Here is a 13,779-nt window from a genome sequence, read left to right as displayed (position 1 = left end):
TGATGCTTCTTCAAGGGATTGCCGCATCGCCCGGTTATGCCATTGGCGTGGCAAAGGTATTATCGGCAAAGGCAGTACACATCGTAAAGAGACAACTCGCTGACAGTCAACTGGATGAAGAGACCGGCCGCTTCGATGCTGCAATCGCGGCAACCCGCGTTGAGCTTGAAGTGATCCATGGCAAGCTCGTCGCTCAGCAGAAGGAGCCTGAAGCCGAAATATTTGAAGCGCATCTTATGCTGCTTGAAGACGAGGAGCTTGTTGATCGCTCGAAGGAGCGTGTTCGGGAAGAGCGGATAAATGCCGAATACGCCTTTTTCACGACCTCCGAGGAAATTGCCGAAATGATCAGCGCTTTGGACGATCCTTATCTGAAGGAACGTGCAGCCGATATACGTGATGTAAGCCGTCGTGTGATAAATCACTTGCAAGGCATTTCCTCCGAGCCATTAAATGATGTGACAGGTAAAATCATATTGTTTGCCGAGGATTTGACCCCTTCGGACACCGCGCAGCTTGATCCAAGCAAGGTTGTAGCCTTTGCGACGCAAGCAGGCGGACGAACATCTCATTCCGCCATTATTGCAAGATCAATCGGCATTCCGGCGATCGTTGGGATCGGCGGCTCATTAGAAAATGCAGTAAAGGACGGCCAAACGGTCATTATTGATGGCACGAATGGAAAAGTCATTATCGAACCCGATGAAGCTTCGCTTGCTCGATATTCGCAATTGCAGCAGGAGCAGCATGAACATGCGCAATATTATCAAACCTATTTGAACCAGCCTTCCGTAAGCCGCGACGGCGTACAGGTGGAGCTGGTCGCCAATATCGGCTCAGTAAAAGATGCCGAGCAGGCTGCTAAAGCTGGCGCTGAAGGCATCGGATTGTTCCGCACCGAGTTTCTTTATATGGATGCACCCGAGCTGCCTTCCGAAGAAACACAATTTGAAGCTTACCGCAAAGCAGCCGAAGCGATTGGCAGCAAATCGCCAATCGTCATCCGGACCTCCGATATTGGCGGCGATAAGGAAATACCCTATATGAAGCTTCCGAAGGAGGACAACCCCTTCCTTGGCTTCCGTGCGATCCGCATCTGCTTGGATCGGCCGGAAATGTTCAAGACGCAGCTTCGGGCGATCTTGCGTGCGAGCGCCTTTGGCAATTTGAAAATCATGTTCCCTATGATTGCAGCGCTTAACGAATGGCGTCAAGCGAAGTCCCTGCTGGAGGAAGTTAAGGGGGAGCTGCGCGAAGCTGGCATATCATTCAATCCAAGCATCGAGGTCGGCATCATGATTGAAATTCCAGCTGCAGCTATCCTCGCCGACAAATTCGCGAAGGAAGTTGATTTCTTCAGCATCGGCACAAACGATTTGGTTCAATATACGATGGCAGCCGATCGCATGAATCCAAAGCTAGGCTACTTAAACGATCCGCTCCATCCTGCCGTCTTGCAACTGATCGAGCGCGTTATTTCGGCAGCTCATGCGAATGGCAAATGGGTCGGCATGTGCGGCGAAATGGCTGGGCAGAAGCATGCTCTGCCGATCTTGCTTGGCCTCGGCCTAGATGAATTCAGCATGAGCGCCAGCGCTATATTGCCGGCGCGGGCTTTGCTCGCCAAGCTTTCCCAGCAAGAGATGAAGCAGGTCGCGCAAGCGGTTCTTGAGCTAGGCTCGGCTGAAGAGGTAAAGGCTTATGTCGAGGAGCATGTCCAAGAACTGAAGTAAGGATGAATATAATAAAGGGGCAGTTCAAAAAGGTTATAAACCTTATTGAACTGCCCCTTCTTTTGACGTTCTAATACCTATTTTCAAGCAGTCATTTCGGCTGAGGCGGCTGTTATGATTATATCGTAATTTGAATAAGGAGCTTTTCCTCCTCGTAACGAAAATCAATATTGCCCTTATATTTCTCGACAGTTCTCTTTACGATAGAGAGGCCGTTCCCTCGCAAGGTCTGCCCCTCCCCCTTCGTTGTAAATCCATACTGAAAAAGGCCGCTTAGTTCTTTATCCGTAAGCAAGGCAGCATTCTCGATGGCAAATTTATATTTCCCTTTTTCTGCTTTGCAAATGACACGAATTTCCTGCGGCAGCTCGCCGAACGACGCTTCTACGGCCTCGATTGCATTATCCAGCAAATTTGAGAATAGCTTAACCAAATCCATAGACTCCATTTTATCAAAATCGATAAAGTCCGTTTCAAAGGTGATGTCTATATTTTTGGAATGAGCCAGCTCCCACTTGCTTTGGAACAGTACCATCAAGAACGGATTTTTAACTCGCAGAGACAAATCCATCGTTCTGGACTCCGTAGTAAGCTGTTTCAAATAATCATGCGCTTTATCATACATTCGAATGTCCATTAAGCCATTCAGCACCTGTAGATGATTCATCAAATCATGCCTGCTCGATTTTATGGTACCTACTATTTTGCCGAGCTCGGATATGTACATCTTCTCCGATTCCTTCAAATCCTGCTTCCAACGAGCCTTGTACCATCTGTTCAGCAAATATACACCTGCTAACAATAACAAGGCGAACAAGACATCCAATCCGAATATATGCGAATTGCTCTTGATGACATGCTTGCTGATATGACCCAACTCCTCAGCAGCGATATCAATGCCTACAATACCAAGCATTTCGCCCTTCTCGTCAAAGAAAGGAGCCCCAATCGAAATGTAGGATCCGGTTAGTTCATCATGAATAATGCCGGTGTAATAATTCACCCCGCTCTTCGCAAGCCGCACCTCGGCAGCAGGGACCGTACATGGAAATCCAATCGGCACATCCTTCGCAGCAGACGGCCCGGCCGACACCATGACCTTCGACACTTCACTTTCATCCAGTAGCAAAGTATACACATACAAGGCATTGATGCGTTTGCGGTACTCCTCCAAATAAAGCTTCGTTGTCAGATGATGCTCATCCTCCGATTTGGTTAAGAGAAACTTTTTATAGACAGCTTTATCCAAGCCATTTGCCGCTTCCATTGCGATTTCAGTATATTGCTTGGCCAGCGCGTTCTCAGCCGATTTGCTCGTGGTCTTGTAAGAAAAAAACAGCTTCAGCCCGGTGAGCAAGCCCATAACTGTTATCGATATGACGATAAAAAAAATCAATCTTTTTTTGGTAGATAATAGATTTGGTATCATTGCATTAATCCCTTTTCAGCAAATATGTATTCGATCTTAATTGCGTACCTGCCGGCTTTCCTCCATCGTTATCCGTATGCGTTCAGCCGTTTCAAAAAATCATCGTACTAGTGATATTCGACGATATTCGACATTTCCCTTCTCCAATTTGGCTTATTTACCAGAATAAGAAGATTTCCAGCTCATCATGGCAAAAAAATAAGACAGCATATCGCTATGCCGTCCGATTAGGTTGCTATGTTAGATTTGTAATTCACCAAGCTTGATAAGCTCGACAACCGCTTGTGAACGACCTTTTACGTTCAGCTTTTGCATGACATTAGAAATATGGTTGCGGACGGTCTTCTCGCTGATGAATAGTTGCTGTGCAATATCTCTTGTTGTCTTGTCCTGTACCAACAGCTCGAATACCTCGCGTTCACGATGCGTCAATAAAAACTTGCTCTTATGGTCGCTACCCTTCAATGTTTGTCACCCCTCCTTGCGCGGGTTTTTATGGTTTAACAAGGTTAAGGGATACAGTCAACTTATACTATGAAGGGGCGATACCATTGGTGCTGCTGCGCAGTGAAAATGGGCTCTGCAGCCGTTACATTTTAGCATGAATGATTAAACGGTGAGTGGGGTTCACGATAGGGTCGCAGGTGATTAAGGTGAGCAGCTTATCTTTGTTATTGTAATTCAGTACGGACACGTCGGTTGGCTCCACGATCGATACTTTATAAACGGTATATGTATAGGTTTGTTCCTTCGTCTCCACAACAATTTTGTCTCCGACCTCTATCTCTCCAAGCCGATTAAACAACCTGCCCTTTGAACGCATCCGATGACCGGCGATAGCCGCATTGCCGACTTCACCTATTGCTGAAGTTTCCTTCAGATGGGCTGTGGCCGATTTCATGTTTTTCTGGGTTGCGCCCTCTACGACAGGCAGCTTAAGCTTTATTTTGTCTATTTTGAGCGTGGCGATAGATGCGATTTTCTGGACGGTCGGAGCCGCTGTAGGTGCCTCTGTGGGTGTGCTTGTTGGCTGGGCCGTCGCTGCAGTCAATTCCTCGTTGAACAGATCCGTGAGCTGCTCATACTGCTCCTGCGCCTGCTCCTGGGGTATTACGTCGTAGCTTGCTTCTTCCCATTCTTCCATCAACTTATTTTGCTGCCGATTGTCATTCCATTCATTTGCTTTTGGATAAAGTAATATGAGAATGCCAACGATGACCAAAGAATATGACCATATTTTTTTCATCTTCCCCACCTTCCGCTAGCCGCTCTCGGCCTGTGCTCCATTCGATGCGAAAACCCATTTTTTACTCCCGTAAAAATTAAGCATAACGGCAACCGCCGTTACGATTACCTTCGCAGCAAGCTCGTTTAATTCCCACCACTGCGTTAATGCAGCAAGGAGAAGCAGCGTAATGCCTAATAAAATGCCATTCAAAACGATAAATTTTACGGTTACGCTCATGCTCATGCTCATGCTCAGCTTTTTCGTCCCGCCCGCTGCGCGGCCAACCTTACTAAACGTATATCGGCTGTTAAGCACAAAGCTATTAATCATCCCAGCGCTATAGGCGATAACCTGCGCGAGCAAATAATAAGTGCCAAACCAAACCAAGGCCGTGTACACCAAGAAATCTACAGCCGTATTCAGCAAGCCAACGATGTTAAAGGTTATAAATTGGATGATGAGCTTTTTCCGTGCCTCGTTAGACATACTCCTTCATCCGATCCGATTGCCCAGTTTCCTTTGTTCTGCGCTCTACCTCATCCGTATAGCCTTTGACCTCACGCACAATATATAGCGGCCGATTTTTGGATTCGTCATAGATCCGCCCGATATATTCGCCAATGATGCCAAGGAGCATAAGAATGATGCCGTTGAACAATAGATTGACCGCTACGATTGAAGCCCAGCCTGCGATAGTGCTGCCCGTGAACAGCTTTTGGAAAATAACGACCAGCAAATACAGAAAGCTCGTAAACGATAAGGTAAATCCAATATAGGTAGCAATCTTAAGCGGCTTGTAGGAGAACGAGGTAATGCCGTCAATCGCAAAAGCGATCATTTTTTTAAGCGGATACTTGGTTTCACCCGCATAGCGTTCCTCACGCTCATACTCGACCATCGTCTGCCGGAATCCGATCCAGCTGACCAGCCCGCGTACGAACCGGTTTTTTTCCTTCAAACTACGCAGCACGTCGCATACCTTGCGGTCAATCAACCGAAAATCTCCCGTATCCACGGGAATGTCGACGTTGGTCAAGCTGCGAAGCGTCCGGTAAAATATTTTCGCGGTCAGCTTCTTGAAAAGGGTCTCGCCCTTGCGCTTCAGCCGCTTGCCGTAAACGACCTCATAGCCTTCCTTCCATTTTGCGATCATGTCCAGAATAACTTCAGGCGGATCCTGCAAATCCGCGTCAATGACGACGATCGCATCTCCCTGCGCATAGTCCATGCCTGCTGAAATCGCAATCTGATGTCCGAAGTTGCGTGAGAAGTTTATGAGACGGACATTTGGATCAAAGTCGCCAATCATCGACACCAATTCAACTGTACGGTCTTTGCTGCCGTCATTGACGAAAATAAGCTCATACGGCTCATCCGCGGTATCCATCACAAGCTTCAGCCGTTCATACGTATGCTCGATAACCTCTTCTTCGTTAAACATAGGAACGATAACGCTGTATTTTACAGCCGATTTGTTCATCCGTGTGCCCCTTTCTTAAAATAACCAACTTGGAAACCAGCGCAGCACATGCTCTACATACCAGCTTGGCACGGTCATACCGGAAAGAGCGGGATAAAAGACAATAAATAATAAAATGGCTCCAGCCAAGAAAACGATCCGTACCCGTTTAAAGCTCGGCTGCTTCTCTTCGATTACTTTAAACATATACACCAAGCTCAAAATGATAAACGGCACCATTGCAAAATAATGATACAGGAACGTAAGCCTCGTAACGAGCATCCATGGGACGTATTGCGCGAGGAAAGCGATCCAAATCGTATACATCGCACGGTCTCTCCGTTTGATGCTGAGCCAGATCGTCGCCGCCATCGCAAAAATACCTGCCCACCAAATGAGCGGATTGCCCATCGCTACAATTGTTGACTTCATGCCAGCAGCCATGTTATCGCCTGAATAGTACCATACGGGCCGCTTCATGAATGGCCACTCCCACCAGGAGGAGGAGAATGGATGCGTCGAAACGAGATTGCTGTGATAGCTAAACATATGCTTCTGATAATCAATAAGACTTTTCAGCGTATACCCTTCGTCCATGACGGTTAGCACCGGAATATAAGACAAAGCGTAGATCGCGAGAGGGATAACGATATAGAAGACGAGACATACTGCGAGCGTCATAATCGTATAGCGCGGAAACACGTTTGCGATATGCTGCAGCTTGTCTATGCTGAATGCGGAATCCGCTTGGTTACTGCCTTTTCGCAGCACGCGCTTGGCAGCCGCATACTCTTTGTAGCGCTCAAATAAAGAAATGGCTAACATGATCGCGAGGCCAGCGCCGCCATAGAGCACGATCCACTTGGAAGCAACGCCGATGCCAAAGAACAACCCTGCTAGAAATAATGGCAGAAGCGTCGCGCGAAGCTTGACCTTATAAAAGCTTAACGAATAATATTTGTGCATGAAATAAAACATCAGCATGATGAAAAACACGCCATAGACGTCGATTGTCGAAATTCTCGTTTGCGTAAAGTGCATAAAATCGGCAGCAAACAATGCTGCGGCAATTCCGGCGTACACGCTGCTTTTAAACAGCCTTCTAGCGAACAGATACATTAACGGCAGCATCGCGATACCGAACAGCGTACCCATTATTCGCCAGCCGAATGGATTTAGGCCAAACAGCTTAATGCCAAAGGCAATGATGATTTTGCCAAGCGGCGGATGCGTGTTTTCATACGCGACGATATGCTCCAAATGCTCATAGGCTGTGCGCGCATGATAAATTTCATCGAAATACGATCCATTCATAAAGGTCGCATCAAACTTCGCAAGGTGCTGCTCATCAAACAGCTGCTCTACGCTGCCTCTTTTTGCATTCATCGCTTGCTCATCATTAATACCAACGATCGACAAAGGTATTTTGTTGCTTTGCTCATAGATCGCGATCTCGTGCATGGAAAATCCGGTTTGAACGGAGGTCAGCCTTATATAACGCGCTTGCAGCGCTGCTGGCTGACTTGTCCAAGTAAAGACAGCGACATGGCTGCTGTCTATTTCCATTACATTATCCCAATCCGTCCCATTTTGACTGAATTCGTATTTGAATTTGCCTGTTCCGACGCCGCCAAAGCTGTTGATCCGGTCAAGCTGCTTCACCCCGCCCAAATCAACGACTAAGCTTTGGCCTGTCTCTGCGGGCTGCCATGCAGTTGTCGGACCCTTCATCTCGCCTAGCTGGTAAAGGGCAACGATCGCGTATAGGAGCGTAATCGCTCCCATCCAAACCCAGTCTTTACGCTCCAGCCGGTTTGCTTCTTGGCTCACTCTCGAAACAGCTTCCGTCTTGTAGGCTGATAACGCTTTTTCGTCCGCCTGCCGCAGCTCTTCCTCCAACAGTGGACTTACCAGCAACACTCTGCCGCGTACATATTTATCATATCCGATATAAAGCAAGTAAAGCAGGAGACCAATATTTGCTAGCGAGCACAATAAAACGATGCCGTTAAACGGTACATTTGTAGTTGTTTTGCTGTAATCAAGCACATATGCAATATTGATAAAGCTTGTGAGGCTGAAGCCTAAATAGACAAGCAGCATTCTTCGGTCGAGCGATTGTATAAAAGCAAAGATCGAAAGCAAGAGAACAGGGAACAGATAACGCTCATGCATTTTGGTTACGCCCATAAATACAACGACAATGAGCACCATGCCGACAAAAAAAGCGCGCTTCGACGAATCGCCGTCCTGCTTCTTGAAGGAGAAATAAACCGCTAACGCAACTGCCGCCAAAATAAAGATCGTGCCCCAGGTTTGGAATGAAAACAGCAGCCACGCATCGGTAATCGGCTTCCAGTTATCATTGCTCAGCGCATAAAGGTTAAAAGCGTTTAGCGTTGCATAAGGGTAAGAGGCTAACGTTCCCCGATATAGATTGATAAGACCTGACAGCCCGCCATTGCCCCAAAAGAATGGCAAAGCTAACAAAATAAACGTTGTAAAGCCATAGAAGGCACTAACCGGGATTTTTCTCCAGGCTTTGCGATAAACGAACCAGACAAGCAGCACCGGCATAAAAATGAATGCTTGCGGCTTGATAAGCGCCGAAATGGCGAACCAAACGGAAGCGCGTTCGATTTTATTTTCCGCTATGCCGTAAATGGACAACACTAGCGCAAGCGCAAATATGGAATCCACTTGGCCCCATGCGGCTGAATCCACAATCACTGCCGGATTAAACACATAGAGCAGCGCGAGAGCAAGCGCTACAGAGTAGCCCGCTTTCTTGTGTGCCGCTTTAAAAATAAAGTAAGCAGCCGCAAGATCTGCTAGTACCGCCGGCAATTTGAATAACAGCATAGCTGCTTGAGATGCCGAGTCCAGCGCCAGCATATTTTTGACGACGCCTAGCGCATAAAGAATATAAATATAACCGGGAGGGTAATCTACAAACATATCAGTATGGTAAAAGCCGGAGAGCCCTTGCTTTACCGCATGGTCGGCCCAAGCCATAAATAAGGCGATATCATTGGCATAGCCCTTGCTCGCAATGGCAATCCAAAGTCGCAGGGCAAGCGCTCCAATAAGGACAAATGCAAAAATAATGTTATGCAGATGCGGTTTCTCATCAAGCCAGCTTCGTTCGCGAAGCAGCTTCCTGTAAACGAACGCAAAAAACAAGCTGAACAACGCCGCGAACAAAATCAAAGGAAATATCGATGCGCCTGCACCAGATGCTTGCGTATCCTGGCTTGTTTCCGTAGGCACCAAGCTGAATACTTCCGAACCGGCAGGAGCCTTCGATACCTTCTCTACGCTGACATCATCGAAATAGGCTTTGCCTGTATTGATGCTACCATAGCCGCCAAGACTCGCGGCAAACGTAATGCTCTTCTGATCCTTGCCTGTCTTCGCGTAGAAATGGACATAAGTCCATTTTCCAATCGTATCCTTTACTTCCGGGTATGTAACCGCTACGCCTTCAACGAAAAATTGCGCTCCGGTTGCGTCCGGGCCAATTTGCTCTGTCAATACATAGCCTGACAGCTTATAAATCGATTTAGGTTTGACACTTATGACCTGAGTCCACCGCGAATGATTGGCTTCCTTATTTTCTAGCACAGCGGAATATGTACCTGTATGCGCCTCAGAATTAGAGATCGAATAAGTGGTAATATGCTCTTCCTTTAAATAAGCGTCATGATTCCAGTCTGCGGGAGCTCCGTCCGTTACAAGTTCAAAGCTTGCGTTTTTTAGTAGATTAGTCGCAGCATGGCCAATAGCGGCAGGCCATAGAAGAGTTAGGAGAAGGATGGTTATAGTAGCGCGATTAAACAGGTTCATCATCGTTCCGATTTCCACCTCATATCAATTAAAGATGCATAATTATAGCAAAATACACTATCACTTTAAAGGATTATAGATCAAGGGTCAATCATAATATAAATAGAAAAGGACCATGCCTAAGGCATTGTCCTCTACGAAATCGATGCGTCCTCTCACATAAACTGATCCGGGCTTATTCCCCACTTATCAATAAATTGTTGACGATTCACAGCAAGCAGCTGCTGAACTTGATCCATACCCTCTTTTTGGAAGCTTGCGCTCCCATGATGATAGATAAAGATATCGCCTGCCAACATCAGCTTATAGCCCGCTAGACGCGTTCGATAGCAATAGTCATCATCCTCAAAATGTCCCGGTGTAAAGCGTTCATCCAGCATACCGACCTCGTCAACTATTTTCCGCTTAAATAAGAAGCAAAAGCCGATTAACCGATTAACTTCCTTCCATTTGCTCGAATCCGGCTTATTCATACGCTGTGCCATGTCCTCAATATTGGTAAAAGGCTCTATGATTTGCTGTTGACCGCTCGCATAGTTGGTCATAGGCCCTACTATGCCGATATCCTCCTGGCTGTTCAAGCAGCGAAGCATGTTGTCCAGCCAGCCTGCTGTAACGATCGTATCATTATTCAGCAGCATTAATGTGTCGCCGGCAGCCATTCTAAGTCCCCAATTGCATGCAGCCGGAAAACCTGTATTATGAGGCAGCGATACAAACCGCGTCCTTTCGGCGATGCAAAGCTTCGTAGATCCATCGCTTGAGCCATTATCAACGACGATAATTTCATAAGGCGAGGCAGTATGTCTGCGAATGGAGGCTATACATTCCTTCAGAACCGAGCTGCCATTATAATTGGGAATAATGATGCTGGTCTTACTCATTGCCTCTTCCCCCCTGCAGCCTGCTCCGCATTCGATACGGGTCCGGGAATGACAGCCGCTTGGTTTTTAATGACATGGAGAGGGACAATGCTTCGACATGATCGCCGATAATCATTTCTGCTACCGGATTATTGGTGCTGGCGTTATGAGCGCGGCGTCGATTAGCTGCAATTACATTTACGCTAAACGGCGCTCCCACTCGCAGCTCCTCCAGTATAGCTCGGGCATGTGCTTTAGGCGGAACCGCTAAATGGTCATAGCCGATACGATCAACCGCCCGTCTGGAAAGCGCGTGAGGAACCGTTGTTAAGGAATTCGTCTTCAGATCAGGCCGTCTTAGCGAGCGATTAAGAAATTCCTTCACATGCGATACGGCATCTCTCTTGCTGAATATCGGAAGAAACGAGTTTACATTATTCAGCGCCACATCCATTCCCTTTTCAACCGCGTAAACAAATGGGATAAGCTGCTCCGCCTGGAGCGGAATATCGCCGTCAATAAACACAAGAATGTCGGATTTCGCCACCTTTGCTCCTATGCTTCTTCCTACATCGTGTCCTAAAGGCTCGGGATAGTATAATATGGTAGCTTTGGAGAGCTCTCGCGCTTTCGTAAATGACTGATCCTTCGATCCGTTTACGACAATGATCAGCTCATCGATAACAAGCCGGTTCAGCTCCATCATCAGAATCGGGATCGTATCCTCTTCATTCATGACTGTCATAATGACGGCAACGGATTTATCGGTCGGCATAAGCACTCTGTTGAGATAGGGAAGTCCATTCTTCTGACAGATGCCTTGCAAATAACCTTTCGCTGCTGCATGATATCGCGGCCATGCCATAGGACTCCAAGTTCTTGTGCGCATTCGCGCAGCCCACAAACGATTGATTAGCTTGATTGAATCGCCCTGTCCAATTAACGGATTGGAAGCTGCGTCCCTCTGGCCTGCCTCTCTTCCCCACCTCGCCATTCTCCCAGCGTCGCGCGGAATACGCGGTGCGGATGCGCGAAGCTTCCCTCGTTTTTTCAATCTTCTTTTAAGCTTATTACTAGGTTTGACCCTTGGTCGCAATCTCTTTCTGCCAGCCTGCTTAATCACCTTATCACCTCACGTTCTCCCTTTGCCTCATAAAGTCAGTTAAATTCCCTCTTTCGTTCGCATGCTCGGTTAGCCAGCCAATCGCCTCTAAATGGTCGCCGACAATAAGGTCCTTCAATGGATCCTGACCGCCTCTTCGCTTCCTCTTTATCGGATTGGATCCAACGTTAATAAATTGAACCGGCTTTACGTTTAGTCCATAAAATAATGCCTTTAAATGCGCAAGAGGCGGTACAGCGAGGGAATCCGCTCCTATAACCTCAAGCACCTTTCTGTTCATCGCATGAGGGATGGTCGTTAAGGAGGCTCCTAACAGCTCAGTCTTCTTCACCATTGCATTCAGCGCATGTTTAGCAAGGATAACGCTATGAACATCAGACTTGAGAGTCGGCCCCAAGTAGCTGTTAAGGGCAATATCGACCCCCTGACTAACGGCTCTTATAAATGTTCGCAACTTATGCGCAGGTATGATAATGTCTGCGTCTAAGAACAGAAGAATATCCCCTCTCGCCTGTATGGCACCGATTGCCCGGCCCACATCATGACCTAGCGGCTGATCATAATTAATGACCCGGGCTCCCGATCGTGCCGCAATATGCTTAGAACCGTCGGTAGATCCGTTAACGACGACAATAACTTCCGATTGAGCATCGACTCTATTAGCCTCGCGAATGACGCGGGCCAACGTTCTTCTCTCATTCATAACAGGAATAATGATAGATACTCTAGGAGAAGGGCTATTGAAAATCTTGCTTTGCTTCATATGCATGCAGCTCCAGTTATCTCTTGATTTTGCTTGCTCATGCATTTTATTCGTCTATTAAAGAGAATGTAAGGGCATTTGGTAGATAGGAGAGGAATAAGGCGAATATACGCTTAACGCTGTCTATTGGAGCAAGCTTTGCAGGTGATGAATCAAGCGGTGCTGCTCGGCAATATACTCATCCTTTTGTTGAATCATAGCCGATTGATGCTGAATATATGCATCCTTTTGATGCAGCAGGCTCCATTGCTCTTCGATATAGGCATGCTGTTTTACAATATATTCGGTTTTTTCAGCGACGACTCCATTCCATTTCAAGCTCTCCTGCAAAAGATCATCCTTACTTTTATCTATATATTTTTGGCAGCTAAATAGGAGCAACAAAAGGCGTGGATCAATTATCTTTTTGTTTTGATCGTAAATTTTGTTCCATCTTGTCTTATCTTCTATCGCTTCTTGTTTATGATCTGTCCCATACTGAATAAGCTCCTTGATATTTGCGGTTCTGAAATAATGCTCAAGCTGCAAATAAAACACGCCTTGTCGCTCCTCATCGGTTACATGTACACTGAAATCCAATCGGAAGGAATTATAATTAGACAGCTTTTTTGGATGCAGCATGGCATCGCGTTCTTGCTTTACATACTTCAATACCAATGGCTTGTTTAGGCTTGAAGAGTTGCCTAAAGAATCTTTTAGACCAACACCATACTCATCTACCAGTATTTGCGGCACAAACTTGACGGGATACTTTCGCTGAATTCGAATCCATAAATCCCAGTCGCAAAATCGTTTCAGCACAACATGTGGGTCGTACCAGCCTACATCCTCAATAATCCTCCTTGGAATCATAACGGCCCCATTAGGTATATTATTGTTGCCGCTCAGCATCTGCTCCAGACTGGATTCCATTCCTAATGTTTGTCTGCTTTGATTGGACATAATCATGCTGCATTGCCCGTAAGCAAAACCGGCTTCGGGATGCCGAAGCAATGTATGGACCAGAGTAATAAGATGGTTGGGATATAAAACCGTATCATCAAAAGCAAAGGCGATATAATCACCGCTTGCCTTTAAATAACCCAAAGCCGTCGTCAGGGCTGGCAAACCTATATTTAAGTTCAACCGGATATGCTTAATGCGCTGATCTATGGCACAGTATTTCTTAATAAGCCCCTCACTTCCATCAATGGATCCATCGTCTACAATAAGCAGCTCCCAATTGACGTAAGTTTGGCCTCTAACACTATTAATCGTTCGCTCCAAATAACCTCCTTCGAATCTGGAATAGGTCGGCATAATGACCGAAATGATTGGCTGCGGCATGATCTCCAC

11 protein-coding genes are annotated in these 13,779 nt (G+C 46.7%); 1 reads left to right on the top strand and 10 read right to left on the bottom strand.

Translation table 11 applies throughout. The features are described 5' to 3' along the window. Positions 1 to 2 precede the first annotated feature (2 nt). Complete coding sequence (ptsP, locus tag HI950_RS13855) at positions 3 to 1,733, top strand: phosphoenolpyruvate--protein phosphotransferase (protein WP_169085517.1); 1,731 nt, start codon at positions 3 to 5, stop codon at positions 1,731 to 1,733. 118 nt (positions 1,734 to 1,851) lie between these two features. Here the strand turns inward: ptsP and HI950_RS13850 are convergent, their stop codons facing one another. From HI950_RS13850 to HI950_RS13805, 10 genes are all read right to left on the bottom strand, one after another. Beyond that, on the bottom strand, positions 1,852 to 3,162 hold the full coding sequence (locus HI950_RS13850; RefSeq protein WP_169085279.1) for a GHKL domain-containing protein: 1,311 nt from the start codon (positions 3,160 to 3,162) through the stop codon (positions 1,852 to 1,854). A 240-nt stretch (positions 3,163 to 3,402) separates the two neighbouring features. Then, a complete protein-coding gene (locus HI950_RS13845; protein ID WP_006040330.1) occupies positions 3,403 to 3,627 on the bottom strand; it encodes a helix-turn-helix domain-containing protein in 225 nt (74 codons plus the stop codon). Positions 3,628 to 3,751: 124 nt separating this feature from the next. Further along, a complete protein-coding gene (locus HI950_RS13840) occupies positions 3,752 to 4,408 on the bottom strand; it encodes a sortase (RefSeq protein WP_191296851.1) in 657 nt (218 codons plus the stop codon). Between the two features lie 15 nt (positions 4,409 to 4,423). After that, positions 4,424 to 4,876 (bottom strand): GtrA family protein, encoded by a 453-nt coding sequence (locus tag HI950_RS13835; protein ID WP_169085283.1) that lies wholly within the window; start codon positions 4,874 to 4,876, stop codon positions 4,424 to 4,426. Then, positions 4,869 to 5,870 carry a glycosyltransferase family 2 protein gene (locus HI950_RS13830; RefSeq protein ID WP_169085285.1) on the bottom strand — a complete coding sequence of 334 codons (1,002 nt, stop codon included), beginning with the start codon at positions 5,868 to 5,870 and terminating at the stop codon, positions 4,869 to 4,871. Before HI950_RS13830 ends, HI950_RS13835 begins: the two co-directional genes overlap by 8 nt. A gap of 15 nt (positions 5,871 to 5,885) precedes the next feature. After that, positions 5,886 to 9,698 (bottom strand): phospholipid carrier-dependent glycosyltransferase, encoded by a 3,813-nt coding sequence (locus HI950_RS13825; protein WP_223285278.1) that lies wholly within the window; start codon positions 9,696 to 9,698, stop codon positions 5,886 to 5,888. Between the two features lie 152 nt (positions 9,699 to 9,850). Then, positions 9,851 to 10,579 (bottom strand): glycosyltransferase family 2 protein, encoded by a 729-nt coding sequence (locus HI950_RS13820; RefSeq protein ID WP_169085286.1) that lies wholly within the window; start codon positions 10,577 to 10,579, stop codon positions 9,851 to 9,853. Next, positions 10,572 to 11,612, bottom strand: coding sequence for a glycosyltransferase family 2 protein (locus HI950_RS13815; protein ID WP_223285277.1), 1,041 nt, complete (start codon positions 11,610 to 11,612; stop codon positions 10,572 to 10,574). Before HI950_RS13815 ends, HI950_RS13820 begins: the two co-directional genes overlap by 8 nt. A 73-nt stretch (positions 11,613 to 11,685) precedes the next feature. Next, on the bottom strand, positions 11,686 to 12,444 hold the full coding sequence (locus HI950_RS13810) for a glycosyltransferase family 2 protein (RefSeq protein WP_169085288.1): 759 nt from the start codon (positions 12,442 to 12,444) through the stop codon (positions 11,686 to 11,688). A gap of 123 nt (positions 12,445 to 12,567) precedes the next feature. Then, on the bottom strand, positions 12,568 to 13,770 hold the full coding sequence (locus HI950_RS13805) for a glycosyltransferase family 2 protein (RefSeq protein ID WP_169085290.1): 1,203 nt from the start codon (positions 13,768 to 13,770) through the stop codon (positions 12,568 to 12,570). Positions 13,771 to 13,779: the final 9 nt, after the last annotated feature.

The sequence above is a fragment of the Paenibacillus sp. PL91 genome (assembly GCF_012935325.2).
In the GTDB taxonomy this organism is placed as follows: Bacteria; Bacillota; Bacilli; order Paenibacillales; family Paenibacillaceae; genus Pristimantibacillus.
Note: the sequence above shows the minus strand (reverse complement) of the source record. Positions and strands in the feature narration are given on the sequence as shown.

Coding starts and splice junctions, on each gene's coding strand:
- ptsP (WP_169085517.1), top strand. CDS start 3: ATGCTTCTTCAAGGGATTGCCGCATCGCCCGGTTATGCCATTGGCGTG.
- HI950_RS13850 (WP_169085279.1), bottom strand. CDS start 3,162: ATGATACCAAATCTATTATCTACCAAAAAAAGATTGATTTTTTTTATC.
- HI950_RS13840 (WP_191296851.1), bottom strand. CDS start 4,408: ATGAAAAAAATATGGTCATATTCTTTGGTCATCGTTGGCATTCTCATA.
- HI950_RS13835 (WP_169085283.1), bottom strand. CDS start 4,876: ATGTCTAACGAGGCACGGAAAAAGCTCATCATCCAATTTATAACCTTT.
- HI950_RS13830 (WP_169085285.1), bottom strand. CDS start 5,870: ATGAACAAATCGGCTGTAAAATACAGCGTTATCGTTCCTATGTTTAAC.
- HI950_RS13825 (WP_223285278.1), bottom strand. CDS start 9,698: ATGATGAACCTGTTTAATCGCGCTACTATAACCATCCTTCTCCTAACT.
- HI950_RS13820 (WP_169085286.1), bottom strand. CDS start 10,579: ATGAGTAAGACCAGCATCATTATTCCCAATTATAATGGCAGCTCGGTT.
- HI950_RS13810 (WP_169085288.1), bottom strand. CDS start 12,444: ATGAAGCAAAGCAAGATTTTCAATAGCCCTTCTCCTAGAGTATCTATC.
- HI950_RS13805 (WP_169085290.1), bottom strand. CDS start 13,770: ATGCCGCAGCCAATCATTTCGGTCATTATGCCGACCTATTCCAGATTC.